The 25,973-nt window shown below is 71.8% G+C and carries 23 protein-coding genes; 7 read left to right on the top strand and 16 right to left on the bottom strand.

Going from position 1 to position 25,973, the window contains the following annotated elements:
* Positions 1–130 precede the first annotated feature (130 nt).
* Positions 131–679: a dTDP-4-dehydrorhamnose 3,5-epimerase gene (gene rfbC, locus ACH4K4_RS25390; protein ID WP_398170294.1), complete on the top strand. Its 549-nt coding sequence runs from the start codon at positions 131–133 to the stop codon at positions 677–679.
* A complete protein-coding gene (locus ACH4K4_RS25385) occupies positions 676–1,977 on the top strand; it encodes an NAD(P)H-dependent oxidoreductase (protein ID WP_398170293.1) in 1,302 nt (433 codons plus the stop codon). The genes rfbC and ACH4K4_RS25385 overlap by 4 nt, the downstream gene beginning before the upstream one ends.
* Before the next feature lie 71 nt (positions 1,978–2,048).
* Here the strand turns inward: ACH4K4_RS25385 and ACH4K4_RS25380 are convergent, their stop codons facing one another.
* Both ACH4K4_RS25380 and ACH4K4_RS25375 read right to left on the bottom strand, forming a co-directional pair.
* A complete protein-coding gene (locus ACH4K4_RS25380) occupies positions 2,049–2,843 on the bottom strand; it encodes a glucose-1-phosphate cytidylyltransferase (RefSeq protein WP_398170291.1) in 795 nt (264 codons plus the stop codon).
* Between the two features lie 12 nt (positions 2,844–2,855).
* On the bottom strand, positions 2,856–3,773 hold the full coding sequence (locus ACH4K4_RS25375) for a streptomycin biosynthesis protein (protein ID WP_398170289.1): 918 nt from the start codon (positions 3,771–3,773) through the stop codon (positions 2,856–2,858).
* A gap of 728 nt (positions 3,774–4,501) precedes the next feature.
* Here ACH4K4_RS25375 and ACH4K4_RS25370 point away from each other — a divergent pair.
* Genes ACH4K4_RS25370 through rfbD form a run of 3 tightly spaced genes read left to right on the top strand, consistent with a single transcriptional unit; the run spans position 4,502 to position 7,561 of the window.
* Positions 4,502–5,569 (top strand): glucose-1-phosphate thymidylyltransferase, encoded by a 1,068-nt coding sequence (locus ACH4K4_RS25370; RefSeq protein WP_398170287.1) that lies wholly within the window; start codon positions 4,502–4,504, stop codon positions 5,567–5,569.
* A gap of 41 nt (positions 5,570–5,610) precedes the next feature.
* Entirely contained in the window at positions 5,611–6,600 is a 990-nt protein-coding gene (rfbB, locus tag ACH4K4_RS25365) for a dTDP-glucose 4,6-dehydratase (RefSeq protein ID WP_398170285.1), read from the top strand.
* 58 nt (positions 6,601–6,658) lie between these two features.
* On the top strand, positions 6,659–7,561 hold the full coding sequence (rfbD, locus tag ACH4K4_RS25360) for a dTDP-4-dehydrorhamnose reductase (RefSeq protein WP_398170283.1): 903 nt from the start codon (positions 6,659–6,661) through the stop codon (positions 7,559–7,561).
* Between the two features lie 10 nt (positions 7,562–7,571).
* On the opposite strand, the gene ACH4K4_RS25355 is transcribed toward rfbD, so the two are convergent.
* From ACH4K4_RS25355 to ACH4K4_RS25320, 8 genes are all read right to left on the bottom strand, one after another.
* Entirely contained in the window at positions 7,572–8,183 is a 612-nt protein-coding gene (locus tag ACH4K4_RS25355) for a dTDP-4-dehydrorhamnose 3,5-epimerase family protein (RefSeq protein ID WP_398170281.1), read from the bottom strand.
* A 95-nt stretch (positions 8,184–8,278) separates the two neighbouring features.
* Positions 8,279–9,310, bottom strand: coding sequence for an NAD-dependent epimerase/dehydratase family protein (locus tag ACH4K4_RS25350; protein WP_398170279.1), 1,032 nt, complete (start codon positions 9,308–9,310; stop codon positions 8,279–8,281).
* A 13-nt stretch (positions 9,311–9,323) separates the two neighbouring features.
* Positions 9,324–10,484, bottom strand: coding sequence for a dTDP-dihydrostreptose--streptidine-6-phosphate dihydrostreptosyltransferase (locus ACH4K4_RS25345; protein WP_398170277.1), 1,161 nt, complete (start codon positions 10,482–10,484; stop codon positions 9,324–9,326).
* A 97-nt stretch (positions 10,485–10,581) separates the two neighbouring features.
* Positions 10,582–11,181, bottom strand: a complete 600-nt coding sequence (locus tag ACH4K4_RS25340) for a streptomycin biosynthesis protein StrG (RefSeq protein WP_398170275.1) — start codon at positions 11,179–11,181, stop codon at positions 10,582–10,584.
* A 9-nt stretch (positions 11,182–11,190) separates the two neighbouring features.
* Positions 11,191–12,036 (bottom strand): glycosyltransferase, encoded by an 846-nt coding sequence (locus ACH4K4_RS25335; RefSeq protein WP_398170274.1) that lies wholly within the window; start codon positions 12,034–12,036, stop codon positions 11,191–11,193.
* A gap of 79 nt (positions 12,037–12,115) precedes the next feature.
* Entirely contained in the window at positions 12,116–13,162 is a 1,047-nt protein-coding gene (locus ACH4K4_RS25330; RefSeq protein ID WP_398170272.1) for an inosamine-phosphate amidinotransferase 1, read from the bottom strand.
* Between the two features lie 468 nt (positions 13,163–13,630).
* Positions 13,631–14,554, bottom strand: coding sequence for an aminoglycoside phosphotransferase family protein (locus ACH4K4_RS25325; protein ID WP_398170270.1), 924 nt, complete (start codon positions 14,552–14,554; stop codon positions 13,631–13,633).
* 108 nt (positions 14,555–14,662) lie between these two features.
* Positions 14,663–15,595 carry a phosphotransferase gene (locus ACH4K4_RS25320; RefSeq protein WP_398170268.1) on the bottom strand — a complete coding sequence of 311 codons (933 nt, stop codon included), beginning with the start codon at positions 15,593–15,595 and terminating at the stop codon, positions 14,663–14,665.
* Between the two features lie 118 nt (positions 15,596–15,713).
* Between ACH4K4_RS25320 and ACH4K4_RS25315 the strand changes: the two genes are divergently transcribed.
* Positions 15,714–16,481 carry an inositol monophosphatase family protein gene (locus ACH4K4_RS25315; RefSeq protein ID WP_398170267.1) on the top strand — a complete coding sequence of 256 codons (768 nt, stop codon included), beginning with the start codon at positions 15,714–15,716 and terminating at the stop codon, positions 16,479–16,481.
* 46 nt (positions 16,482–16,527) lie between these two features.
* Here the strand turns inward: ACH4K4_RS25315 and ACH4K4_RS25310 are convergent, their stop codons facing one another.
* Both ACH4K4_RS25310 and ACH4K4_RS25305 read right to left on the bottom strand, forming a co-directional pair.
* Entirely contained in the window at positions 16,528–17,763 is a 1,236-nt protein-coding gene (locus ACH4K4_RS25310) for a DegT/DnrJ/EryC1/StrS family aminotransferase (protein WP_398170265.1), read from the bottom strand.
* Between the two features lie 72 nt (positions 17,764–17,835).
* Positions 17,836–19,395, bottom strand: a complete 1,560-nt coding sequence (locus ACH4K4_RS25305; protein ID WP_398170263.1) for a GMC family oxidoreductase — start codon at positions 19,393–19,395, stop codon at positions 17,836–17,838.
* A 277-nt stretch (positions 19,396–19,672) separates the two neighbouring features.
* Between ACH4K4_RS25305 and ACH4K4_RS25300 the strand changes: the two genes are divergently transcribed.
* Positions 19,673–20,947 carry a DegT/DnrJ/EryC1/StrS family aminotransferase gene (locus ACH4K4_RS25300; protein WP_398170261.1) on the top strand — a complete coding sequence of 425 codons (1,275 nt, stop codon included), beginning with the start codon at positions 19,673–19,675 and terminating at the stop codon, positions 20,945–20,947.
* A 62-nt stretch (positions 20,948–21,009) separates the two neighbouring features.
* Here the strand turns inward: ACH4K4_RS25300 and ACH4K4_RS25295 are convergent, their stop codons facing one another.
* The 4 genes from ACH4K4_RS25295 to ACH4K4_RS25280 form a co-directional block, all read right to left on the bottom strand.
* Entirely contained in the window at positions 21,010–21,657 is a 648-nt protein-coding gene (locus tag ACH4K4_RS25295) for an HAD family hydrolase (protein WP_398170259.1), read from the bottom strand.
* Between the two features lie 107 nt (positions 21,658–21,764).
* On the bottom strand, positions 21,765–22,805 hold the full coding sequence (locus ACH4K4_RS25290) for a ParB N-terminal domain-containing protein (RefSeq protein ID WP_398170257.1): 1,041 nt from the start codon (positions 22,803–22,805) through the stop codon (positions 21,765–21,767).
* A gap of 238 nt (positions 22,806–23,043) precedes the next feature.
* Positions 23,044–24,282, bottom strand: coding sequence for a glycosyltransferase 87 family protein (locus ACH4K4_RS25285; protein WP_398170255.1), 1,239 nt, complete (start codon positions 24,280–24,282; stop codon positions 23,044–23,046).
* Positions 24,279–25,844: a glycosyltransferase family 39 protein gene (locus ACH4K4_RS25280; RefSeq protein ID WP_398170253.1), complete on the bottom strand. Its 1,566-nt coding sequence runs from the start codon at positions 25,842–25,844 to the stop codon at positions 24,279–24,281. Before ACH4K4_RS25280 ends, ACH4K4_RS25285 begins: the two co-directional genes overlap by 4 nt.
* Between the last annotated feature and the right edge of the window lie 129 nt (positions 25,845–25,973).

The raw sequence follows: 25,973 nt of genomic DNA, 5'->3' as shown, positions 1-25,973 counted from the left end.
CGTTCGCCGCCATCGCACCTGTGGTGAACAGCGGAAACAGGAAGGGGGCCGGCACTTGGTTGCCCGGTGGGCCGGGCCCGCCCTAGCCTGCGACATCCGTGACGAATCTACACAAACCAGGGATGCGCCCATGTTGGTTCACGCCACGCCGCTGGACGGCGCCGCGCTCATCGAGCTGAAACACCTGGAAGACGACCGCGGCTTCTTCGCCCGTACGTTCTGCCGCGAGGAGTTCACCGCGGCCGGACTCGAACCCGCCGTCGAGCAGTGCAACCTGTCGTTCAACCACCGCAGGGGCACCCTGCGCGGATTCCACTACCAGCTCGCGCCGAACGCCGAGGCGAAGACGATCCGCTGCACCCGGGGCGCCGTCTACGACGTCATCGTCGACCTGCGTCCCGGCTCCCCCACCTACCTGCGGCACTTCGGTGCCGCGCTGACCGCCGAGAACCGGCTCGCCATGCACGTACCGCGCCACTTCGCGCACGCCTACCTGACGCTGACCGACGACGCCGAGACGCTGTACCAGGTCTCCTCCGCCTACACCCCGGGCGCCGAGCGGGGACTGCGGTGGGACGACCCCGCCCTCGGCGTGACGTGGCCCGTCCCGGTGGAGGTGGTCTCGGACAAGGACGCGGCCTGGCCGCTGCTGGCCGATGCCCCCCTGGAAGCACGATGATCGTCATCGACGCCGCGCTGCGCCGGCGCGCACAGGAGGAGCGGCCGATCCGGGTCGGCATGATCGGCGCCGGCTTCATGGGCCGCGGGCTGGCCGACCACATCATCACCTCGGTGCCCGGTATGCGGCTGGCCGCCGTCGCCAACCGCACCGCGGCCCACGCCGAGCGCTGTTACACCGAAGCGGGCCGCGAGCCGGTCCGGGCCGACACCGCGCGGGAGATCGAGGCGGCAGTCGCCACCGGGCGCCCGGCGGTGACCGAGGACGCGTTCGCCCTGATCGCCGCCGAGGGCATCGACTGCCTGGTGGACGTCACCGGCGCGGTGGAGTTCGGCGCCCACGTCACCGTCGCCGCCATCGAACGGGGCCTGCCCGTGGTGACGATGAACGCCGAACTGGACGCCACTGTGGGGCCGTTGCTGGCCCACCGGGCCCGCGCCGCGGGCACCGTGCTGACGGGCGCGGACGGCGACCAGCCCGCCGTCCAGGCCAACCTGCTGCGCTTCGTGCGCGGCCTGGGCGTGACGCCGCTGGTCGCGGGCAACGTCAAGGGCCTCCAGGACGCCTACCGCACCCCCACCACCCAGCGGGCCTTCGCCGAGCGCTGGGGCCAGAACGTCAACATGGTCACCAGCTTCGCCGACGGCACGAAGGTCTCCTTCGAACAGGCCATAGTCGCCAACGCCTTCGGCCTCACCGTCGGCCGGCGCGGCATGTACGGGCGCGACCACACCGGGCACGTCGACGAGCTGACCGAGGTCTACGACATCGACGAGCTGCACGCGCTCGGCGGCGTCGTCGACTACGTGGTCGGTGCGAAACCCGGCCCCGGCGTGTACGTGCTGGGCACCCACGACAGTCCGCGGCAACGGCACTACCTGGAGCTGTACAAGCTCGGCAAGGGGCCCCTGTACAGCTTCTACGCGCCGTACCACCTGTGCCACTTCGAGGTACCCAACTCCATCGCGCGCGCGGTGGACTTCGCCGACGCCGCGCTGACGCCGCCCGCCGGCCCGCGCGTGGACGTGGTCGCCACCGCCAAGCGCGACCTGGCAGCCGGGACGGTGCTGGACGGCCTCGGCGGCTACGACACGTACGGCGTCGCCGAGACCCACGCGAGGACGCGCGAGCGGAACCTGCTCCCGATGGGCGTCGCCGAGGGCTGCGTACTGCGGCGCGGCGTCGCCAAGGACTCCGTGGTGACCTACGACGACGTGACCCTGCCGCCGGGCCGGCTCGTCGACGCGCTCCGCGCCGAGCAGGACAAGCTCTTCCCCGCCCGGCAGGCCGGCGCCTGACCGGAACGCACACGGCCGCGCAGCAGGTCCCGGGCCTGCCGCGCGGCCGTGTGCGCCGGCTCCCGGCGCGGTCAGTCCCACACCTTCCACGGCGCGTTCCCCGCCGCCCACAGCCCGTTCAGGTGCTGGTAGTCCTTGTAGGTGTCCATGGCACACCAGAAGTCGTGGTGGGCGTGCAGGCTCAGCTGCCGGTCGCGGGCCAGGCGCTGCAAGGGCTCGCTCTCCAGCCACAGCATCGGGTCGTCGCTCAGGTAGGTGTCGAGGAACTCCCGGCGGAACATGAAGAAGCCGCCGGAGACGAAGCCGGTGACCTGGGTGGGCTTCTCGTTGAACTCCAGGACCACGTTGTCCCTGACGTCCATCTCGCCGAACTTCGACGTCGGGTGGATCCCGGTGACCGTGCCGATCCGCCCGCCGTCGCGGTGTTCCTTCTCCAGGGCGGTCAGGTCGATGTTCCCGACCCCGTCGCCGTAACCCATCATGAAGTCGTCGGTGTCCACGTAGTGCCGGATCCGCCGCAGCCGGGCGCCGGTCGCGGTGTCCAGGCCCGTCTCGGCGAAGGTGATCTCCCAGTTCTCGTCGGCCCGGCCGTCGTGGAAGTGCAGCCGGTGCTCGTCGGTGAGCGCGATGGTGAAGTCCGACAGCTGCGCCCGGTAGTCCAGGAAGAACTGTTTGATCGCCCAGCCCTTGTAGCCGAGGCACAGCACGAACCGCCGGAAGCCGTAGTGGCTGTAGATCTTCATGATGTGCCACAGGATCGGGCGCCCGCCGATGTCGACCATGGCCTTGGGCAGCCGTTCGCTGGCCTCCCTGATGCGGGTGCCGTAGCCGCCGCACAGGAGTACCACCGGAATGTCCGAGTTCACTGTCGTCCCTTCTCAGCCGATGTCTGCCGGTCGCGCCGGCCGTCCCGCCCGCCCCGGCACGTGCACCTGGGTGAGCCGCGCCCCGGCCGCGGGGAGGGCCGCCGGGCCTGCCGCCGCTTCGACGTCCGCCCGTTCGAGCAGTTCCGCCACCTGCTGCCAGGTCTCGGCGCAGCCGCGGGCCAGCTCGGCGGTGACGCCCACGCAGTGCGGCGGGACGCTGCCGAGCAGCCGTTCCCACTCCTGGCTGCGCACCGCGACGACGGTCAGCCAGCGCAGCAGCGCCCGGCCGTCCTCGGTCAGCCGGAGCGAAGGATCCCGGCTGAGCTGGCGCAGTTTCAGGTCGCGGGGCACCCGGTTCTCCGTCCGCTCCGCCGGGCGGCGGGGCGGCTGCGCGGCCGGGGCGCCGGCCGTCTCCGGTTCGGCGCGCCCGCGCTGCGGGACGGGTTCCTCGCCGCGGCTGCGGCGTTTGCGGACGTCGAAGACCGTACCGAGCGAGACGCCGGCCTGCTCGGCGATCCGGCGCAGCGGGGCGTCGGGGTTCTCCCGCATGAGGCGGTCGGCCACCCTGCGGCCCTCCGTCGAGTCCAGCGGCCTGGCCCGGCCGTCGCGCCCGATCCTGACGTTCGACTGTGGAACTCCCTCGGTTGAACGCGCCCGGACGACGCCGACCGTCTTCGGGGAGAGTCCGGTCGCGGCGCCGATGGACCGGTCCGACCACTGCGGGTGGGTGGTGATGATGCGGGCCGCGGCGGCCCTGCGGTCGGTCAGGGAAAGCGGCAGGCCGTGCGCGATGTTGGCCTCGACGGCGAGGACGAAGGCGTCCCGCTCCTCGCCGTCGAAGAATTGCACGTCGATCTCGGTAGCGCCGCGCGACTCGGCGGCCCGCAGCCGGTGCATGCCGTCGATGACGCGCATACTGGACCGCAGCACGACAATGGGGGGCAGGTTCTCCCCGCATTCCGCCAGCGCGCGGATATGCTCCGGATTCTCGCCTGCCGAACGAGGGGAATCGGATGGCAGGAGCGAGCTGATGGCCACTCTTGTGATACCGGGTAAACGCGGTGGCGTTTCACCGGATTCCGCCGGTCCGACCAAGGCGGGGGGATCCTCCACTTTAACGGGATCTTCGAGAAAGACAGCGTCCAACGCACACCCCTCCGGTCACCACACGCCTGACTGCCAACCAGGTGCTACTCCGCCGGGCACGCAGCCTCGTGTCGGCCACGCACCAAAGACAATTACGCTCCCGAGCCCAGGTGTCCGAGAATACGGTTCCCGCATCCACGGCATCGCCGACCTTCGCCCTGGCATATGCTTATCACTCGGCTAAGTTTTCAGTAAAGTGCTAAAACGTCTTTTACTCGCTCATCGGCGGCGCGTTCGAGGGGTGCAACCTGCGGCATCCTGGGCGCAGCGCGCCGCCCGAGCTCGCGGACGACCGAGAAAACCCCTGGTGGAGCCGGTGAGGGAGCCGTTGGCGCCGGGATGCGTTCCGGCCATCTACGCGCGCCACAACCGCCACACTCACACCTCACGTAACAATTGGGGCAGGCAAAGAACTCGCCAAGCAGCAACTGTTTTCCGCCGCCGGCGGACGGTACGGCGACCCCGTGCGGCAGACGGCACGCCCAGGGTCCGACACCTCTTTGGAGAACGCCGTGAAAGCACTCGTTCTGGCAGGCGGCGCAGGAACCCGCCTGCGGCCCATCACCCACACTTCCGCCAAACAGCTGGTCCCGGTGGCCAACAAGCCCGTTCTCTTCTACGGCATGGAAGCCATCGCGGCCGCCGGGATAAAGGAAGTGGGGATCGTCGTCGGCGACACGATGGAGAAGATCCAAGAGGCCGTGGGAGACGGCTCCAAATTCGGCCTGGACGTCAGCTACATCGCGCAGGAGGCACCGCTCGGACTGGCGCACGCCGTCCGCATATCGCGGGACTACCTGGGCGACGAGGACTTCGTCATGTACCTCGGCGACAATTTCGTGGTGGGCGGCATCAACGAACTCGTGGCGGATTTCCGTACGGCCAGGCCGGACGCCCACCTCCTGCTCACCCGGGTCGCCGACCCGCGGGCCTTCGGCGTCGCCGAACTGGACGCCGCCGGGCGGGTGCGGGGCCTGGAGGAGAAGCCGGACCACCCCAAGAGCGACCTGGCGCTGGTCGGCGTCTATCTCTTCTCCCCCGCCATCCACGAGGCCGTGCGCGCCATCCGGCCGTCCTGGCGGGGCGAGTTGGAGATCACCCACGCCGTGCAGTGGCTGATCGACGAGGGCCGGGACGTGCGGTCCACCCTCATCAGCGGCTTCTGGAAGGACACCGGCAACGTCACGGACATGCTGGAGGTCAACCGCCTGGTCCTGGAGACCGTCGAGCCGCGCTGCGACGGCCTGGTGGACGGGGCCAGCGAGATCATCGGGCGGGTGCGCATCGAGGAGGGCGCCACCATCCGGGGCTCTCGGGTGGTGGGGCCCGTGGTCATCGGCGCGGGCTCGGTGGTCACCGACTCCTACGTCGGGCCCTTCACCTCCATCGCCGACGGCTGCCGCATCGAGGACAGCGAGGTGGAGTTCTCCATCGTGCTGCGGGGCGCCTCCATCTCCGGTGTACGGCGCATCGAGGCGTCCCTGATCGGCCGGCACGTCAAGGTCACGCCCGCCCCGCACGTACCGCACGCCCACCGGCTCGTCCTCGGCGACCACAGCCTGGCCCAGATCTCGTCCTGAGCCCGTCCTTCCCCGGCAGAACTCTCCAGAAAGCGGTCCCGATGACCACACGCCTTCTCGTCACCGGTGGAGCGGGTTTCATCGGCTCCCACTACGTGCGCACCCTGCTCGGCCCCGACGGGCCGGACGACGTGGCGATCACCGTCCTGGACGCCCTCACCTACGCGGGCAACCCGGCCAACCTCGCCCCGGTGCGCGACAGCCCCCGGCTGTCCTTCGTCCACGGCGACATCTGTGACGCCCCCCTGGTCGACCGCCTCCTGGCGCGGCACGACCAGGTCGTGCACTTCGCCGCCGAGTCCCACGTCGACCGCTCACTGCTCGACGCCTCCGCCTTCGTGCGGACCAACGTGCAGGGCACCCAGACCCTGCTCGACGCGGCGCTGCGGCACGCGACGGGCACGTTCGTCCAGGTGTCGACCGACGAGGTCTACGGCTCCCTGGAACACGGTTCGTGGACCGAGGACGAGCCGCTGCGGCCCAACAGCCCCTATTCCGCCTCGAAGGCGTCGGCCGACCTGCTGGCCATGGCGCAGCACCGCACCCACGGCCTGGACGTACGGATCACCCGCTGCTCCAACAACTACGGCCCGTACCAGTTCCCGGAGAAGCTCATCCCGCTGTTCGTCACCCGGCTGCTGGACGGCGGCAAGGCGCCTCTGTACGGCGACGGGCTGCACGTCAGGGACTGGCTGCACGTGGACGACCACGTACGGGCCATCGAAGCGGTCCGCACCCGCGGCCGGGCGGGCCAGGTCTACAACGTCGGCGGCGGCACCGAGCTGAGCAACAAGGAGCTGGTCGGCCTGCTGCTGGACGCCTGTTCCGCCGGCTGGGACAGCGTCGAGCACGTCGACGACCGCAAGGGCCACGACCGCCGCTACTCCGTCGACAGCGGCAGGATCAGCCGGGAACTCGGCTACGCGCCCAAGACGGACCTGGCCACCGGCCTGGCGGCCACCGTCGAGTGGTACCGCACCCACCGCTCCTGGTGGGAACCCCTGTGTGCCGCCCGGCCCCGGACGACCTGAACCCGCCCGCAGCCCGCGCCGCACACGGCCGCGCGGGCCGAACCGGAGGTGAACCGCTGTGCCGACACACACCGCGCCCTGGCTGATCACCGGAGCGTCCGGCATGCTCGGGCGCGAACTGACCGCCCTGCTCACCCGCCGCGGCGTCCCGGTGGCCGCGCTCGGCCGCCGGTCCCTGGACGTCACGGACGCCGCCGCCACCCGGGCCGCCATCGCTCACCACCGGCCCGCCGTCGTCGTCAACTGCGCCGCCTGGACGGCCGTCGACGCGGCGGAGGCCCGGCCGGCGGCGGCCCTGCGGGTCAACGGGGACGGGCCGGCGCATCTCGCCGCGGCATGCCGTGAGCACGGCGTACGGCTGCTCCAGCCGTCCACCGACTACGTCTTCGCTGGCCGCGCCGGCCGGCCGTACCGCGAGGACGACCCGACCGGCCCGCAGACGGTGTACGGCAGCACCAAGCTGGCCGGTGAGCAGGCCGTGCTGGCGGAGCTGCCGGAGACCGGTTACGTGGTGCGCACCGCCTGGCTCTACGGCGCCGGGGGCCCGAACTTCGTCTCCACCATGATCCGGCTGGCGGCGGGCCGGGACCCGGTGCCGGTCGTCGACGACCAGCGCGGGCAGCCCACCTGGACCGCCGACCTCGCCGAACGGCTGGCGGCGCTGGGCGGCGCCGCGCTGGCGGGCACCGCGCCCGCCGGCATCTACCACGCGGTCAGCAGCGGGGAGACCACCTGGTACGCGCTGGCGCGGGAGACGTTCCGGCTAGCCGGCGCCGACCCCGGCCGGGTCCGCCCCACCACCACCCGGTCACTGGACCGCCCGGCGGCGCGGCCCGCGTTCAGCGTGCTGGGCCAGGAGCGGTGGCGGAAGGCCGGGCTCGGCCCGATGCGCGAGTGGCGGGCCGCGCTGGCGGAGGCGTTTCCCGCGCTGCGGCGGGCGGTTGACCGGCCCGCCGCGTAAGGCGTGCCGTTCAGGAGCGCGCGGACGCGAACTCCTTGCGCAGGTGCTCGTGGAACTCGGTGCACGCCTCGAAGTCCGGCAGCAGGCCGCCGCGTTCCAGTTCGGCGAGTCCGGGAGCAGCCGCGTCCTTCGCGGACAGTACGGGCTCGATTCCGGCCGGCCAGGCGATGCCCAGGGCGGGGTCGAGGGGGTTGACGGCGTGCTCGCGGTGCGGGGCGTAGCCTTCGGAGGTGAGGTAGACGACGGTGGCGTCGTCGGTGAGGGCCATGAACGCGTGGCCGAGGCCGGCCTCCACGTACACGCTCAGCCGCCGGTCGTCCAGGCGCACCGCCTCCCACTTGCGGTAGGTGGGCGAGCCGACCCGGATGTCCACGACGACGTCGAGCACGGCGCCGCTCAGGCAGGTGACGTACTTCGCCTGCCCCGGCGGCACTTCCGCGAAGTGCACGCCCCGCAGCACCCCGCGCCGGGAGACCGAGCGGTTGACCTGCGCGACGGAGAGTTCGTAGCCGAGGGTGTCGCTGAAGGACCGGCCGCGGAACATCTCCTGGAACTCCCCGCGCTCGTCGCCGAACGCGTCCGAGCGCACGGACCAAGCACCTTCCATACCGAGTGGGCGCACGATGCGACTCCTCCTGACGCTGACGAGCACGGTGACGGGATCGACGGGTCCGGCGGGGCACGGCGCGCACCGCCGGACAGGTGGTGCGCGGCGTCCTAGGCCGGAGTGAGCACCCGCATGGACCGGTCCAGCGTGCCGTCCCGCTGCCGGCGCCGGAGGGTCGCGAGGCGGGTGAAATCGGTGTCGAAGGCGGCCCGGGTCAGGCCGCGTCCGACATACTCCCTCGCCAGCTGGGCCGCGCCGTCCGGAATGCTCCAGCGGGCCCGGAACCCGAGTTCGGTGCGCGCCCGGGTGAAGTCGACCCGGTAGGAACGCGGATCGCTGCCGGTCTCGCCGGTGATGCGCACCACCGAGCCGGGCACGGCGGCCGCCGCGGCCTCGGCGATCTCGGCGACGGTCCGGTTGTTCTCCTCGGTGCCGACGTTGAAGGCGCGGGCCCGCACCACGTCCGCCGGCGCGGCGAGCCCGGCCACCACCGCGTGCGCGATGTCCTCGGCGTGCACCAGGGGCCGCCAGGGCGTGCCGTCGGACAGCACGGTGACCTCGCGCGTCAGCACCGCGCTGCCGACGAGGTTGTTCAGCACGATGTCCGCGCGCAGCCGGGGCGAGAAGCCGAAGGCGGTGGCGTTGCGCAGGAAGAACGGGGCGAAGTGGCCGTCGGCCAGCTCCGCGAGGTCGTCCTCCACCCGGACCTTCGAGACGGCGTACGGCGTGACCGGCTTGAGCGGCGCGTCCTCGCCGACCAGTTCGTCCGCTGACTGCGCTCCGTATACCGAGCAGGTCGAGGCGTAGGCGAACCGGCGCACACCGGCGTCCTTGGCGCACCGGGCGAGCCGGACGGCGGCGTGGTGGTTGATGTCGTAGGTGATCTCGGGGGCCAGGGAGCCGAGCGGGTCGTTGGACAGCGCGGCCAGGTGCACCACGGCGTCGAAGCCGCCCAGCGTGGCCGTGGTGACGTCCCGCAGGTCCATGGCGAGCCCGGGGACGTCCGGGGTGTCCTGCGGGCCCAGGACGCAGGAGGCGAACAGGCCGCTGTCCAGCCCGGTGACCTCGTGCCCCGCGGCGGTCAGCAGGGGGGCCATGACGGTGCCCAGGTAGCCCTGGTGGCCGGTCAGCAGTACGCGCATCCGTCCGCCCGCCTCAGCCGAGCACCGCGTGCCACCGCGGGTCCCGTACGTCGACGCCGACCGAGGACAGCTGGCCGCGCAGGTCCGTGCGCAGCCCGTCGAGGTCCGTACCGGACTGCCGCAGGTTGGCGGCGAGGCGCCGGCTGCGGGCCCGGTAGCTCTCCGGGGCGTCGGAGCGCGCGTTGAACCCGTCCAGGAGCAGTGCGTCGATGTGCGCGGACCACGGCAGTTCGTGGATGCCGGCGGCGATCTCGCTGGGGCGCAGCCGGTGCCAGTACGAGATCCCGCCCGCGTGGACCAGCTGCGGCGCGAAGACCTTGGTGCCGGGGAAGCTGTGGAAGTGCCCGATGCGCCAGCCCGCGGCCAGCGCCATGAGCTGGTAGAACATCAGCCCGTCGAAGACGACGCGGGTGACGCTGTGTCCGTTCTGCACGTGGTGGTGGCGCTCGTGGCTGCGGACCTCGCGGCCGTCGTCGAGCACGTCCAGCAGGCCGCCCTGCGGGAAGGGCAGGTGGTGGTCCTCCATCGCCAGCACCTTGGCCAGGGCCGCTTCGTGGTGCGGCTCGATGAGGCGCACCATCGCGCCGTCGATCTCCTTCTCGGGGCCCGGCGGTACGAAGGAGTAGGCCGCGGGCGAGACGGGGCCGCCGATGGCGCGCTCGATCTCGGGGCGGGCCGCCGGGTCGATGGCCAGGAACGGCGGTGCCGCCAGCGGTATCGGGCCGTAGCTGAGGGGGCCGCTGACGGCGACGCCCGGCTCCAGGCCGTCCGTGCACCGGGTGAACCACTCGGCATCCATGACGAAGCAGTCGCTGTCGACGATGCCGAACGGCCGGTCGAGATTGCGCAGCAGGAATTCGAAGATCTCGTGGCTGCCGACGCTCTCGTCCAGGTCGAAGGCGGGCATGCCGCCACTCATGGTGTCCCGTACGGCGGTTTCGGCGGGGGTCAGCCCGCTGGAGACGAAGGCGCAGTTGAGGTCGGGTGGTACGAAGCGCAGGAAGTGCTGGATGACGTGCAGCAGCCCGGAGGAGAAGAAGCAGAACCACACCGGGCGGTCGGCCGGGAGGCCGGACAGGAAGCGCTGGAACCGTTCGTCCAGGGACACCAGGGCCTCGCCGGCTCTCGGGTCCTCGGGGGAGATCGTCGTCGTCACGTGCGAGGTTGTTTCCACGCTGGCCACCATGAGGAGTCGGGTTGCGAAGGAGGGCGGAGGTCGCGGCGCCGCGGCGGGACGTGCTCTGGTCCGTCGGCGCCGCGGCGCGGGCGGGTCAGAGCACGTCCCAGTAGTCTCCGAGCAGGAACGGCATGCCGAAGGAGACCGACTTCTTGCCGCTGGGGCGGTAACTGGCGCGGGGCAGGGTGCGGAAGTCCATGCTCACCCGGCTGATGTCGGTGTCGTTGACGACATTGCCGTGCCAGGAGTTCGCGCCGTCGAAGACGATGACGTCGCCGTACTCGGCGGTCACCGGTTCGTGGTCGATCCACACCGTGTTGTTCCCGTACGCCTTGGTCAGCGGCACCCAGTAGTTGACCTCCGCGGGGTCGTGCCCGAAGTCGCGGTCACGGTGCCACTCGCCGACGGCCAGGGAGTTGCGCAGGTGCACCCGGCAGGTCGGCAGCCGCTGGATGTAGAGCTGGTCCGCCTCTTGGCCCAGCAGTTGCCGGGCCAGCTTGCGGTAAACGGGCGAGATGGTGTCGAACCCGTCGTAGTACCGCCGGTGGTACGGCGTGCTCTGGTCGGTCTCCCGGGTGGCCGGCCGGTCGCTGGCCGCCAGGCCCTCCAGGTCGTCCACCTCCATCACCTTGCGGACGAGGTCCGCCAGCGGGATCTCCGTCACGTCGTAGCGCAGCCGCGTGTATGTCGCCATGGCCTCTCCTCACACCGTCATCCGGCCGCGCAGCCGCTTGCACCGCCGGTACCAGCCGTCCACGACCGCGTCGATCGCCGGGTCGCCGGACTCCCCGTCGCTCACCTCGTGGCCGCGCCCCGCCAGCCGCAGCGCCAGGCGCCGCGCGGCGATCCGGGCCGGGATCGCCGGAACGGCGAGGTCTTCGAGGTGGTTGCCCAGCCGCTCCAGCGGGCTGAGGTCGAAGAACTGCCGCTGCCAGCGCAGTTCGTTGTGCCGCCAGTCCTTGAGGCCGTTGAAGCCGCGCCCGGCGTTGTGGTGCATGACGTCCTGGAGGTCCTCGACCACGACGCGCTTGCCGGCGGCGCGCACCAGGGTGGCGAGGATGACGCCGAGCCCCTCGAAGCCGAGGTAGCGGCCCGGCGGGAAGCGCACGTTCTCGATGACCCAGCGGTTCACGCACAGGATCACGTCGTCCACGGCGTGCACCTCGTGCCGGCCGCCGCCGTGGTCGTGCACCTTGTCGTAGTCGGCCACCCGCCCCCGCCTGGTCTCCTTCTCGTTCCACCAGGCCAGTGAGACGGTGTCGGAACCGCCGAGGGAGCCGAGCATGCCGACGGACTCGTCCTCGAAGACCCGCTCCGCCACGTCGGCGGGGTTCTTGCGCAGCTCCACGTCGTCGTGGAGCATCACCAGGCTGGTGACCTCGGAGTTGGCCGCGGCCTGGTCGAAGATGGCGTTGTAGGCCGCGAACAGGGAGCGCTGGTGGCGCATGGTGAACAGCGGGCTGCCCGGTGTCCGGACACGCTCGATGCCCGGGCGGCTGATGCGGTCGAAAAGATCGGTCGGGCCGACGCAGACCCCGTAACCCATCACGTTGGACGATCTCCTGTCACAGTCGGGGGTGGGAGCGGCCCGCGGCGGGCGGGACCCGGGTGCGGGCCGCGTGGGTGCTTCAGAAGCGGTAGGTCTCCAGGGAGCCCGAGCGCCGGACGTCGAGGGTGGCGCAGTGGAAGCCGCCGCCGAGCGTGCGGGAGTGGCTGAGCTGGAGCGGCAGGACGTTCATACCGTGCTTCTCCAGCAGCTTGATCAGCGCGGTCTGGCGGCGGTCGACGACGGCCAGGTCGGGCCGTACGACGAGCAGGTTCATGCCGATCCACACCGAGCAGTGCGGCTTGTCCCCGCTGAAGCCGATGTCCACCAGCTCCGGGCAGGTGATGGTCTGCCAGGAGCGCAGGAAGTCCGGCATGTTGCCGTCGTTGACGCGCTCCGGGTTGATGAGGACGAGGCCGGGGCGCAGCGGCACGATCGTGGAGTCGACGTGGGTGGAGGCGTACAGCTTGCGGCAGGGGTGCACGGTGTACGTGTCGCCGACGGCCGACTGGAGCCACTTGGCGCCGAGTGCGTTGCCGCTGTCGGAGACCAGGTACAGCAGGTCGGTGCCGAAGCGGAGCACGTTGGCGGCGTCGAACACCGGCTCCAGTTCGGTCAGCCGCTCCCCCGCGGGCGCCGACGGGTCGTACATGCCGTCGGCGAGCCGCGGCTTGGGGGCGGAGATCCACCGGCTGCCGCTGTCGAAGTACTCCAGCAGGATGTCCTTGTAGGCCAGCGACTCCAGGAACCGGGCGCGCAGCGCCATCGGCGTCTCGATGATCGTCTGGCCGACGGAGAGCAGGCCGTCGCGCGGGCAGTAGTCGTGGAACCCGTCGGTCTGCCAGTCAGGGGTGGTGATCCGGGCGGCGTTGTCGCGCGCCTGGGGGCGCCGGACGGTGACGCCGAGCTTGGTGAGTTCCTCGCACAGGACGTGCAGTTCTTCCTCGGTCTCCTTGAGCACCCGGTCCGGGTACGGGCCGGAGGGGATCTGCTCCTGGTGGTCGTACTCCCCCGCGTACTCGACGGCGAACACGCTGCGGTCGGCCACGGGCACCCGCGCGCCGACGGCCGTACCGACGATGATCTCCTCCAGCGGGTCCCATTCGTTGTGCACGCTGACCAGACTCATGGCACTCCTCGGTGGCTGTGGTCGTGGATGCGGTGGGCCGGCGCCGCGGTCGGGGCGCTGGGCCGGGCTGCGGGCGGGACGTCCCGGGCCCGCGGCGGGGCCGGTCCGCGCGGGCGGGTGCCGGCGGCAGCCGGAAAGACGGGCCGGTCTGCGGATTCGGTCCACCGACGTGGCAGGGAACCATACGAAAACGCACCGAGCCCGGTGCCGTCACCGGTTTCTGCTGTGCTCCCGCGATGCGTTCCGGAATATTCTCGCCAACCACCGGGGGTTTTTCAACGCACACGGCAAAGGCCCGCTTCGCAGTCGCCACGCATTTCGGCGGGGAAATACGGAAGGGCCGGGTCCTCGGGGCCGGCGCATTCCGCGAGCGCGCGCCGAAAACACCGGCGGGCCCGGACGCATCCCTGCGTCCGGGCCCGCCGCCTGCCGCCCGAATACCGGGTATCGGGCCTCGCGGTCAGTGCGTCACCGCTTCAGCAGCGCCTCCGCGATGGCGGTCTGGGAGGAGTCGAGTACGGTCTTCCCGTCCTCGATGTCCCACAGCGAGTTCTGGAGCAGCCGCCCCAGGGTCCAGCCGACCGCACGTTCGCGGTCCAGGCCGAGGGCGTCGGTCAGCAGGTCGAACCGGCGCCGGACGACCCGGAGGGGGTCGCCGGACGCGACCACGTCGGCCCATCCGCTGTCCAGGGCGGGCCACAGGTCGAACCCGGGGTCCCCGGCCAGCGGCTCCGGGTCGATGGCGAGCCACGGCTCGCGCTCCCCGGCCAGCACGTTGTCGTAGTGCAGGTCCCAGTGCAGCAGCCGGTCCCCGGGCTCGCCCGCCAGCTCGGCGACCGCGGACGCCCAGGACCGCAGCTGCCGCCGGCCGTCGGGGTCGGCCAGCGCCGCCACGGCCTCCGGCACCTGCTCCAGCATCTCGGCGGCGATGTCACCGAGGCCGCGCAGCCCCTCCGGCGCGGGGACGGAGACCAGCCGCCGCAGCAGCCCGGCCAGGACGGTCATCGCGGCGTCGTCGTCCTCCAGCGACGCGAGCGTGCGCGAGCCGTCCAGCCGCTCCAGGAGCATGGTGCCGCTGGTCCGGTCGCTGTCGATCAGCCGCACGACGCCGTCGCCGTTCCAGGTGCGCAGCCCGATCAGCGCCGCGGTGGTCTCCTCCTTGGGCATCTGGAACCGGAGTGCGGCGCGCGTGCCGTCCCTGCGCAGCACCGGCAGTACCAACGACGCTTCCCCGAAGCCGGCCTCGCCGTCCCGCTTCAGCTCCCAGCGCTCCAGGAATTGCGCGGCCAGCGCGGGCAGGGAGGCGATCCACGCCTTTCCTGCCGGGTCGCCGCCTCTCTCGTACGACGCGGCGAGTGCGTCCGGGACGGCGATGTTTTCCGACGTGCTCATGGGGTTTTCCTTCACCGGAGTCGGGATGCGCGCCGCCAACGTACCGGAATCCTACGCGCCTTGATCACGCGTGGTGGTTTTTCGGCCGCCGGTGGCCGGCCCGGCCTCTCACGGGGCCGGGAGGTAGCGCATCAGCCGCCCCCACATGGCCTCGTCGTCGGCGTCGCCCGTGTGCTGCCCGGCGAACCGCGCGGCATACTCGGCGATCTCGGCGAGGGTCCAGCGCACCTCGTAGAAGCGCAGCAGTTCGGCGCGCCCGCGCGGCGCTGTGCCGAAGGCCCTGCTGACGGCGGACCAGTCACGTTCGGGCGGGGCCCACATCAGGCCGCCCCAGTCCAGGATCAGTACGTCCTCGCCGAAGAGGACGTTGGCCGGGCTGGGGTCGCCGTGGGTCAGCGCGGGCGGCTCCCCCCGCCACAGGTCGGCGCACCGCTCGGCCGTGCGCGCGGCGTCCCGGCGCAGCGCGGTGAGGTGGTCCCACCGCCGGGTGACCAGCGCGGTGAGCCGTGCGCTGTACGGGCCGCCGGAGACGTCCCCGTCCAGTGCGGCCTGGAGCGCCTTGTCCAGGTCGGCTTCGAAGGGGAACTGGAAGTCCTCGACGGGCACTTCGGCCTGGAGGTCCGCCGGGGTGGAGAACCGGTGGATCTCCCTCAACTGGCGCACCAGCGCGGCGAGATGGCTGTCGCCCGGAGGGTTCGCCGACGGCAGGGCGGCCCTTTCGACGTACGGGAAGACCACCACCGGCAGCCCCCCGACCTCGTACACCACCCTGCCGCTCCGTCCGGCGAGCGGGGCGAGGACGAATTCCTTGCCGCCGGCGCGCAGCAGTAGGGCGGCCTCGTAGGCGCCGGGGAAATGGCCGTCGAGGTCGCGGCGCACGCTGATCCACAACGATCCGCACCGGTAGGACCAACTGTCCTCGCCGAGCGGGACAAACTCCAGAGTGTCTGTTTCTCCGTGCCCGAGCGCAGCACCGTGGAATTCCTCTGCGACGAGCCGGAGCAGTTTCCGGTGATCTACGAGCTCGTTCTCCAAGAGCATGCCAAAGGCTAACACCGCTCGCGATAAAGACGAGTTCCTCGCCTCGGTGTTCAACTGCCTTGCCGGGCACGGGCATAAGCCACGCAGCCCGGCCTTGCGCGAAAGATATGGTGTGCCGATGGAAACGGACAGCGATGTGGTTCTCGCGCACCATCTCGTGGACGTGGCGGATCGAATCTCCCTGGAATTCTTCGGCCGGCGCCCCCCGACCCGCACGAAGGCGGACGGCAGCCCGGTCAGCGAGGCGGACCTGGCGGTGGAGCGGGCCCTGCTCGCCGTGCTGGCCGCCGAACGGCCGGCGGACGCGGTACTGACGGAGGAGAGCGGAGCCATCGCGGACGCCCGGCGCCGCTGGATCCTCGACCCCATCGACGGCACGATCCCGTTCCTGCGCGGCGACCGGGCCTGGGGCACGCACGTGGCCCTCGAAATCGACGGGGAGCTGCGGCTCGCCGTCCTCAGCCGCCCTACGGAGGGCACCCGTTGGTGGGCCCGGCACGGTCACGGGGCTTTCGCCGCCACCACCGGGCAGCCCCTGTCGACGGAGCACCGGCTGCGCCTGTCCCGCGCCGCCGCACTCCGGCGGGCCCGGGTGGGCGGCTTCCTCTTCCCCGGCTCCCCCGCCGACGCCCTCCAGGACCACATGCGCTGGGTCGAGTCGGACGTGTGCCTGATCGGCGACCTCCTGGAGGGCCGGGTGGACGCGGTGATCGACGAGGGCGGGCACGTGTGGGACCGGGCGCCGGCCGCGCTGCTCGTACGGGAGGCGGGCGGCCACGTCGACGACCTGCACGGCAGTCACCGGCTCGACCGGCCGTGGCTGGTGTACGCGTCCCATGGGATCGCACGCGAACTGACGGAGCTGGTACGGGGCGTGGCCCGCTGAGCGGCGCGCCGGGCGGCCCTTCGCACGGACCGCCCGGCGCGCGCTGTCAGACGGCCGGCACGCCCGCCACCGCCCCGCGGAACCCCTCCGCGGCCCGTTCGATCTCCTCCGCGTCCGACCCGGCGTGCACCCCGAAGCCCGCTCCCAGGTAGCTGTCGGAGACGCCGGTGGCCAGCGCCACGGTCCGGGCGAGGATGTCGTCGGTGCGCGGCAGCGCGCCCGGTTCGCAGTGGTGCAGCGCCCGCCCGGTCCCGGGGGCGCGGAACGGTACGGCCGACCACTGCCCCCGCCCGAACGCGGCCAGTGTGGGCAGGCCGCCGTAGTAGTGCGTCGGCGAGTCGATGAGGGTCTTGGTGCCGAGGCGGGTGGCGACGTCCTGGGCGTGCGCGGCGTCATCGAAGACGTACACGGCGCACGTCCCGCACTCCCCCTCCGGGTCGTGCAGCGGCCGCTGCCGTACGCCGGGAAGTTCGCCGATGTGCGCCACCAGTTGCCGCTTGACCTGCCTGACCCGGTCCAGGATCCGGTCCAGCTTGCCGAGCTGGGCCAGCGCCACGGCGGCGGGCAGCTCGCCGAGTCCGAGGTTCATGCCGAGCAGCGGGTCGCCCTCGCCGTGGTCCTGGCGGTAGGGGAACCAGCCCTGATCGTGGAAGGAGTAGGCGCGCTGGAAGACGCGGGGGTCGTCGGTCAGCACGAATCCGCCCCCCAAGGCCGTGATGACCTTGTAGTGGTTGAGGGAGAACGTCCCGGCACTGCCGATCGTGCCCAGCGGGCGCCCCCGATAGCTGCCGCCCGCGCTCTGCGCGCAGTCCTCGATCAGCCGCAGCCCGTGCTCGTCGGCGAGCGCGCGCAGAGCGGTCAGGTCGGCGGGCGCGCCCAGCATGTGCACCGGCATGATCGCCTTGGTACGGGGAGTGATCTTGGCCCGCACGTCCGCCGGATCGAGGGTCAGCGACGCGTCGACCTCGGCGAGGACGGCGTCGGCGCCGCAGTGGAGCACCGACGCGATCGAGGCGACGAACATGTACCCGGGCACGATCACCTCGTCGCCCGGCCCGATCCCGAGGCCGACCAGCGCGGCGATCAGCGCGGACGTGCCGCTGTTGACGGCGAGGCAGTGCGCCGCGCCGAAGCGGTCGGCGGCGGCCCGCTCGAAGCGGCGGACCATGACGCCCTCGCCGGGGTCGTCGAACGCCTCCCGTGTGGCGTGCCAGCGGTCGAGCACCGCGAGCACGTTCGCCCGCTCCTCGTCGCCGATGCTTCCGTATCCCGGTCCCGGCACGGTTCCTCCCTGGTCCCTGCGTACGTTGATGTCTTCTCGTGCGGGTGCGCGCGGCCGGCGCGCCAGGCCGGTTCAGCCATCGGCACCGGCGAGGATCGCGGCGAGCCGGCGGGACAGGGCCAGGGTGGTGAGCGACGGGTTCGCGGCGCCCAGCCGGGGAAAGACCACCGGCCCCGCGGCGTAGAGCCCGGCGAGCCCCGCGCATTCATGACGGCTCGTCAGGACCGTGCCCAGCGGCAGGCTGCCGCCCTCGTGGTCCTCCGTGCCGAGCAGGCTCGTCCAGGTGTCCGGCACGCCGTGCGGCAGGGCCCGGGTGCGTCCGGGCAGGACGAGGGTGTTGTCCCGGGCCGGGTCCCCGAAGTCCTCGAATTCCAGCGGGACCGGCGGCAGGTCCAGTTCCCGCGAGAGGTTTTGCCAGAACACGCCCAATTCGGCGCGCTGCACGCCGATCATCTCGCGGTCCCGCGCGTGCAGGGCGGTGCGTACCCGCGCCTGCCAGGGGGCCGGTCCCGTGGGCCGGCACTCCACCACGCTGTCGGGGTTCGGAAGCTGCTCGCCGGTCACCCGGACGTCGAGGAGCACGCCCTCGGAGGCGGTGCGGTGGAGGTCCATCCGCAGGTACGAGCGGGTGGCGGCGCTCGTCGGCACGTAGTACGAGCCGGGCTCCAGCCCGCGTGCGGCGAGGGAGGCGAGCGCGCCGTCCAGGCGGGCCGTGAAGCCCTGCACGATGTGATCGGCGAGGTTGCCCAGCCGGGGTTCGCGCAGGGCGCCCGCCTCGGTGAGGGCCTGGATGGCGAGCCGGGTGCTCTCCACCGTGCCGGCGCACAGGACGACGGTGCCGGCGGCGATCGTCGACACCTCGCCGGTGTCCTCGTCGCGCACCAGGACGCCTTGTGCCGTGGCGCCGCGCACCTGCACGGCCAGCACCTCGGTACGGCAGCGGATGCGCACACCGGCCGGCGGCGCCGGGCGGTGTGCGCCGGTGCGCCAGTGGTCCAGTGCGGTGTACGCCTCCCAGCGGACGCCGCCGGACGCCTCGTCGGGCACGTACCGGCAGGCGCGTGGCAGGGGCCGGAAGGCCAGGCCGCCGCACTCCACGGTCCGCTCGTCCGGTGGGGGCAGGGTGCCGTCCGTACCGGCGCTCCAGCTCATCAGGTCGGCGGTGACCCGCTTGTAGAGGGAGGGTCCGCCGTGCCAGCCGCCGGTCAGCGCGTCGGCCACGTCGGACGGCCAGTCGCGCAAGGCCCAGTCCTCCAGCGGGAGGATCACCCCGTGCCAGTACAGGGACCGCCCGCCCAGCCTGCGGCGCAGCCCGGAGATGCCGGTGTAGTGCGGAGCCGCGTCCGACACCCACGTCCGGCGGAAACACGGGTCGCGGTCCGGCGCGAACACCAGCTCCGTCGCCGCGTCCTGGTCCCGCGCCAGGTGGATGTGGGCGAGGTCGTCACCGGGGCCGGCCTCCAGCACCAGGACGTCCCCGACGCCGTGCCCGGCCAGCTCCCCGGCGAGTTCCAGCCCCGCCAGCCCGCCGCCCACCACCACGATGCCGGCCCGCTCGGGAACCCGCCCGGCGAATGGCCCGGCGCCCCGCGTGTCGGCACCGTTGATTCCCGCTTCGGCATTGCCGGACATCCTCAACTCCCCTGCCCGTTCCTCGTTTCCGGCCGCGCCCCGGGGCACGGCCGGCCGTACCGACCGAATGGTGCGCAGCAGCGTACCGACCCGTTCGACTGTGGAGGTTCCTCACTCGAACGGAAACCGGTGCCGCCCGGCCCGCCGACAGTGGCGTACGCCGCACCGGCGTGCGTAGATTTCCACGAATTCACGTGTGGGCCGCCGCGGCCACCGGCCGTTCCCCGGCCCGGTCGCGTATGCCGATCCGTCACCTCCTCGGAAGGCTGGGGCAACTATGGGAAATTCTTTGGCGCTCGTCGGTGGGCCCCGACTGGCCGACCGGGAATGGCCACGCTGGCCGCAGCCGGGAGGCCGTGCGCTGAAAAGCCTCGAAGACGTGCTGGAAAGCGGCCGTTGGACGATCAGCTGCGCCTATCAGGGCCGTACCTCGTACGAGCAGCAATTCGCCACGGCATTCGCGGAGTACTGCGGTTCCGCCCTGTGCGTACCGACGTCGACCGGGACGGCGAGCCTGGCCGTGGCCCTGGAGGCGTGCGGGGTCGGGGCCTTCGACGAGGTCGTGGTCCCCGGACTGAGCTGGGTGGCGTCGGCGTCGGCGGTGCTCGGCATCAACGCGGTACCGGTCCTGGTCGACGTCGATCCCCGGACGTACTGCCTCGACCCGGCGGCCGTCGAGGCGGCCATCACCGACCGGACCCGGGCCATCACCCTGGTACACGCCTATTCGGCCGTCGCCGACCTGGACGCCCTCCTGGAGATCGCGCGGCGGCACAACCTGCCGCTGATCGAGGACTGCGCGCACGCGCACGGTGCCCGCTACAACAACTGGCCGGTCGGCGCCTTCGGCACCGCCGGGGTCTTCAGCATGCAGGGCAGCAAGCTGCTGACCTCCGGCGAGGGCGGCGCGGTGGTCACCGACGACCCCGAGATCGCGGTCCGCGCGGAACACCTGCGCGCGGACGGCCGGGTGCTGCGGCGCGAGCCGGTCAACATCGGCGAGATGGAGCTGCTGGAGACCGGACAGCTGATGGGCAGCAACGCGTGCCTGTCCGAGTTCCACGCGGCGGTGCTGCTGGACCAGCTCGACCTGCTCGACGAGCAGACCTTACGGCGCAGCAGGTCCGCCGACCACCTGAGCGCGCGCCTCGGCGCGCTGGGGCTGACGGTGCAGGGGACGGCCACGGGGACGACCGACCGCGCCTACTACCGCTACGCGGTGCAGTTGCCGGACGAGATCCTGGCCGTCGCCCCCGTGCACCGCATCGCCCAGGCGCTCACGGCCGAGCTGGGCTTCCCGGTGACGCAGACGCACCGGCCGCTGAACGACAACCCGCTGAACCGGCCGAGTTCGCGGCGGAGGTTCGCCACCGACGCGGAGTACATGGCCCGGGTGGAACCCTCGCAGTTCGACCTGCCGGTGGCCCGGCGTATCCATGCCAGCGTGGTGAGCTTCGGCCACGAGGTGCTGCTGGCGCCGCTGGACGCCATCGAGGACATAGCCCTCGCCTTCGAGAAGGTCCTCGCTCATATCCGCGAACTCGCCGAGTGACCGGTGACCGCCGGGCCGTTGCGGCCCGGCGGTCCGGCGGTCCGGCGTCCGGCGTCCAGCCGTCAGTGCGCGCTCGGGACCGCTTCCCCGCGGACGGCGGCGCGGAGCCGGCCGGAGAACACCCCCGGCGCGTCGACGTGCAGCGTACGCATCCCGAGGGCGGCGCCCACCCGCAGGACGGCCGCCCGGTCGTCGATCAGCAGGGTCTCGGCGGCCGGCACCCGGATCCTGCGCATGACCTCGGCGAAATACGCCCGCGACGGCTTCACCTGGCGGATGTGCCAGGACGAGCACAGCGTGTCGAACATCCGGAAGTGCCGGAAGGCCTCGTCCTTCAGGCGGTCCCAGTGTTCGGCCTCGTTGTTGGTCAGTACCACCGTCAACCGGGGATCGTCGCGGCGCACGTCCTTGAGCGCCTGGAAATTCTCGCGGTACGCGCGGACGCTGTCGATGTAGGCCGCGTCCAGCCACCGGGTGTCCAGGCGCTTCCCCTTGCGTGTCCAGCGCCCGGGATTGACCAGGCGCTGGAACACCTGATGCACGTGTTTGACGCCGCCTTCGTAGAGAGGAGCGACGTCGCACACACTGCGTTCCAGTTCTTCCCGGTCCAGGCCGTAGCGATCGGCTACCCGGACGAGGAATTCCGTTTCCTCGTTGATGTTGTTGTAGAGCACACCGCCCGCGTCCACGAAAAGCGCCCGAATCGTCATGCTGCTCCCTCGTGCCGAAATAATGGGGTCCTTCATACCGCAGACCCCGGTTGGCGGGGAACAGTGGAATTCCCGGGCACCGCGACGCACCGGCGACACGGAATCACTCAAACGCTCGCCGGCTCCCGCTGTTCGAGCTGTACGGCAAATTCCTGCCACACACGGGCACAGGTGCGGGCCAGCTCCGCGACGGTTTCGCGGCAGTGCGAGGGCACTCCGGCCAGCACCCGCTCCCATTCCTGGTTCTCCGTCGCCTGGACGTCCAGCCAGCGCAACAGCGCACGTCCCGCGTCGGTGAAGCGCAGGGACGGGTCCTTGCGCAGGTTGTGCAGCATGATGATCCGCTCCCGCCCCACCGCCTTCGAGGCTTCCGCGTCGGCACGGGGACCCACCGGGTCCGCTGCCTCGCGGTGCTGCTGCCCGCCGGCCGAACGCTGCCTGGGTGGAAGCGGGTCCTCGCCGTTGCGCAACCGTCTGCGGACGTCGGAGACCGTTCCCAGGGAAATGCCCGCCGCCTTGGCGATCTCGCGCAGCGGCGTCTGCGGGTTCTCGGCGATCAGCTCGCTCGCGCGCCTGCGGCCTTCCGCCCCGTCGACGGGCCGCGCCCTGCCGTCACGGCCGACCCGGACCCGCAGCGGCGGCAGGTCCCCGGCGGGCTGCCGCAGCGCCCCGACGGTCTTGGCGTTCAGACCGGCCACCGTACCGATGGCCCGGTCGGACCACTGGGGGTGCGACCGGATGATGCGGGCCGCCGCTCTTTTGCGCTCGGCGAGAGAGAGCGGCAGGCCGTGCGCAACGTTCGCCTGGACCGCCAGGACGAAGGCGTCCTCCTCGTCCCCGTCGAAGAAGCACACCTCGATCTCGGCCTCGCCGCGCAGCGTGGCCGCGCGCAGCCGGTGCATGCCGTCGACGACCCGCATCGTGGAGCGCTGGACGACGATGGGCGGCAGGGGCGCCCCGCACTCGGCGAGCAGGGCCGCGTGGGCGTCGCACTCGCCGTCCGTACGGGGCGAGTCGGCCGGCAGCAGGGAATCGACCGGCACCTTCACCGTACGGACGGGTAACGGCCCTTCGTCACCGACGAGTTCGGCGAACAGTCCGACCGGTGCCCCGGACCAGGCGTCATCGGCTGTGGGTTCATCGATCACTGAACAGTCTCCCGTGGATGTTCTCGCCAACTGCCCATCCGTACCGGCACGCCAGGGAGGGTGCTCCGCTGCGGCCGACGCCTCACCGGCCACTGTGGTGGTCGGCAAGCTCACGGAAATTTCGAGCAACATCTGCCTCTCTGCCAACTTCAGCAAACAGAAAGTCAAGTTTCCGGCCGGATTCCGCCCCTTTCGGGAGAGATTCAGCCAGCCGGACCCGGAGCCGCCTCGCGTTCCTCTACAGGTCCGCTTTCCGTACGGCGACGGGGTCGCCCGCACACCGCGCGTCCCGGGGCCCTCGAAGGTCCAGCACGGCGGCGACCAGCGCCGCCACGAAGACGAGCACGTAGATGTTGGCGAGGACGAACGTGAGCGGTCCGTCCGCCAGGACGGGTCTCGCGTCGTCGTCCATCGGATCGGCCAGGGCCAGCAGCCCCGGTACGGTGAGCGCGGTCGCCACCATGGCCGGCAGCCACCGGCCGCGCCGGCGCGGCCGGCCCGCCACCCACACCAGGAACACGCCGAACGGCACCAGCCACACCCAGTGATGCCCCCAGGACCACGGGGACACCATCGCCCCGCACAGGCCGCACAGCGAGACCGCCAGCAGGTGTTCCCCGCGCCGCGCCGCCCGTACCGCGAGCGCCAGCGCCCCGAGGCCGGCCGCGGCACCGAGCAGGAGCCACAGCACCAGGGCGGGGGTCTCCGGAACGCCGGTCTTCATGAGGAGCCCGCGCAGCGACTGGTTGTGCCGCGACGCCGGATCGGTGTGGATGCGGCTGAGGTCGGCGAACCGGCCCCCCAGCCAGAAGTCGTGCGCGGCGGCGGGCACCAGGAGGAAGCTCACCAGCACGGTCCCCGCCGCGCACGCGGACGCCACGGCGGCCTGGCGGTACCTGCGGGCCGCGACCAGGTAGGCCACGAAGATCAGCGGCGTGAGTTTCAGCCCCGCCGCGAGCCCGACGCCCACGCCCCGGGCCCGGTGGTCCGCGCGCCCCGTCAGGTCGGCCAGGACGAGCGTGACCAGCAGCAGGTTGATCTGCCCGTCGATGAAGTTGCTGTGCACCGATTCGAGGGCGAAGGACGCGCCGGACACGGCGATCACCGCGGGCACGAACCGCCGCCCCCGCAGGCCGAGCGAACGCCACGACCGCGCCACGACGAACGCCAGCAGGGCGCCGTTCAGTACCGCCACGAGAGCCTTCGCGGCGGCCGTGCCCAGCAGGGCCAAGGGCGTGAACACCAGGGCCGCGAACGGCGGGTAGGTGAAGCGGAAGTCGTACCAGACGGGTGCGCCGTAGAGGTCCCGGCCGGCCAGCACCGTCGCGCCGCCCGCCCGGTAGACCTCCAGGTCGACCGCGTCGGCGTGCCCCGCGAGCACCACGCTCACGATCCCGAACAGACCTGCTCCGCCGACCAGGATCGCGTAGCCGGCCTTTCGCGCGGCCGACGGGTTACGGTGCGGCTTCGTGTTCATGCGTGTACGTCCAGGCGCTGGAAGGCGGGCCACATGCGCGGCCACGGCTGCTTGGGCCGGCTGACGAGGAAAATCGGACGGCCTTGGTAGTCGGTGTCGATACGCAGTCCGTTGTCGACGACGGCGACCTGCCGGATCTCGCCGAAGTGCGCGCGCACCGCGGGTTCGGGACGGCCGACGTAGATCAGAGCGGTCCGGTCGGCGCCGGGCGCGCCGAAGAACCAGAAACCACGGGAGCCGCTGTACACCGGTGGCAGGCCGCGGGCCGGGCCGAAGTACGCCAGGGCCGAGGCCGCCCAGTAGTCGTCGGACATGATCACCGTACGGTCCCGCCGGCCGGGGGGCAGCCGGTGGTACACCTCCCCCACCTGGTCGGCCAGTTGCGGCCAGCCGATCTCGGAGCGCTTGTCGAAGCGGTGGTGCGGCTTCCCGACGTACGACTCCTGCGGCAGCAGCGGAAGGTCGAGGAGCGGCCAGACCACCGACGCGACGAGCGCGGGGTACAGCGGCCAGCGCATGCGCCGGCGGCCCGCGAAGGGCGCGGCCGGCCACCGCCGCTGGAATCCGACCGCGCCCGCCGCCCACAGCACCGGGTACACACCGTGGAGGTAGTAGGCACGCCCACCGCTCAGTACGACGAACCCGGTCACCAGCAGAGCGGCCACGGCCAAGAACCGGTACGGCGCCAACTCCCTCCCGGTGAACAGGCGTCCGAGCCCGTACAGGCCCAGCACCAGTCCGAGCACCGGACCCAGGCCCAGGACCATCAGCGCCAGGTTCGCCACCGTTCCGTCGCGTTGGGTCACTTCGGCGGCGATGGCCTGCCCCATCCGCAACTGCGGCCAACCGTGCCGGTGTTGCCATACCAACGTCGGTACGGCCGACAGCAGCGCCAGGACCGTGCCCGCCCACAACAGCGGCCGGGCGAGCAGCCCACGGGGCCCGCACACCAGCGCCGCCACCAGGAGGGCGAGGCAGAACAGCGCGATCTGGAACTTCACCTGCACCGCCACCATGGCGACGGCTCCCGCGGCGAGCAGCAGCCGGTCCCGCTTCACACCCTCGCCGCGCAAACGTACCCAGCGCACCAGGAGCCAGCTCAGCAGCGTCCACAGCGGAACGTCGAAGGCCATGGTCGACAGCAACCGCCCCAGCGCGCCGAAGGCCAGCGCGCAGGCTCCCGCGCTCAGCCACTGCGCCCGCCGGTCCCCGCCGAACTCCCTGGCCAGCAGCGCCGCCAGCACGATCGCGGCCGCGGTGGCCAGGATCGCCGGGAGCCGCAGCACCCGCAGTGTTCCCGGGGCGAGGGTGTCCGCCAGCAGGGCCAGCAGCGGCACTCCCGGTGGCTGGTCGGCGTAGCCCCAGTCCAGATGGCGTCCGGCGATGATGAAGTACAGCTCGTCGCCGTCGTATCCGTAGCGCCCGGCCAGCGCGAACAGCAGCGCGGCGGTGCCGGCCGCGATGCCGAACACCGGTAAGCGCGCCAGCGGGGACAGCCGCGTTCCGCCGAGCCCGCCGACCTCACGCGCGGACCGTCGGGCACTGTCGAACGAAGTCGTCACATCGCTGCTCTCTTCAGGGAGGGGGCCCGCGGACAAGAGCGCCGTGAATGCGGCAGGCATCGCGACCGACCAGTGTTCCGGGCGGTGATCCGGTGTTCAACCTTGCCGAACGCCCCCGTTGAACACCGG

This window comes from Streptomyces sp. NPDC017529, assembly GCF_044329785.1.
Taxonomy (GTDB): Bacteria; Actinomycetota; Actinomycetes; order Streptomycetales; family Streptomycetaceae; genus Streptomyces.
Note: the sequence above shows the minus strand (reverse complement) of the source record. Positions and strands in the feature narration are given on the sequence as shown.

Excerpts from the sequence above, each read along its gene's own strand:
- ACH4K4_RS25350 (WP_398170279.1), bottom strand. The coding sequence starts at position 9,310 with ATGCGCGTACTGCTGACCGGCCACCAGGGCTACCTGGGCACCGTCATG.
- ACH4K4_RS25325 (WP_398170270.1), bottom strand. The coding sequence starts at position 14,554 with ATGAGCACGTCGGAAAACATCGCCGTCCCGGACGCACTCGCCGCGTCG.
- ACH4K4_RS25330 (WP_398170272.1), bottom strand. The coding sequence starts at position 13,162 with ATGAGTCTGGTCAGCGTGCACAACGAATGGGACCCGCTGGAGGAGATC.
- ACH4K4_RS25320 (WP_398170268.1), bottom strand. The coding sequence starts at position 15,595 with ATGCTCTTGGAGAACGAGCTCGTAGATCACCGGAAACTGCTCCGGCTC.
- ACH4K4_RS25295 (WP_398170259.1), bottom strand. The coding sequence starts at position 21,657 with ATGACGATTCGGGCGCTTTTCGTGGACGCGGGCGGTGTGCTCTACAAC.
- rfbC (WP_398170294.1), top strand. The coding sequence starts at position 131 with ATGTTGGTTCACGCCACGCCGCTGGACGGCGCCGCGCTCATCGAGCTG.
- ACH4K4_RS25305 (WP_398170263.1), bottom strand. The coding sequence starts at position 19,395 with ATGTCCGGCAATGCCGAAGCGGGAATCAACGGTGCCGACACGCGGGGC.
- ACH4K4_RS25340 (WP_398170275.1), bottom strand. The coding sequence starts at position 11,181 with ATGGCGACATACACGCGGCTGCGCTACGACGTGACGGAGATCCCGCTG.
- ACH4K4_RS25385 (WP_398170293.1), top strand. The coding sequence starts at position 676 with ATGATCGTCATCGACGCCGCGCTGCGCCGGCGCGCACAGGAGGAGCGG.
- rfbB (WP_398170285.1), top strand. The coding sequence starts at position 5,611 with ATGACCACACGCCTTCTCGTCACCGGTGGAGCGGGTTTCATCGGCTCC.
- ACH4K4_RS25300 (WP_398170261.1), top strand. The coding sequence starts at position 19,673 with ATGGGAAATTCTTTGGCGCTCGTCGGTGGGCCCCGACTGGCCGACCGG.
- ACH4K4_RS25315 (WP_398170267.1), top strand. The coding sequence starts at position 15,714 with ATGGAAACGGACAGCGATGTGGTTCTCGCGCACCATCTCGTGGACGTG.
- ACH4K4_RS25285 (WP_398170255.1), bottom strand. The coding sequence starts at position 24,282 with ATGAACACGAAGCCGCACCGTAACCCGTCGGCCGCGCGAAAGGCCGGC.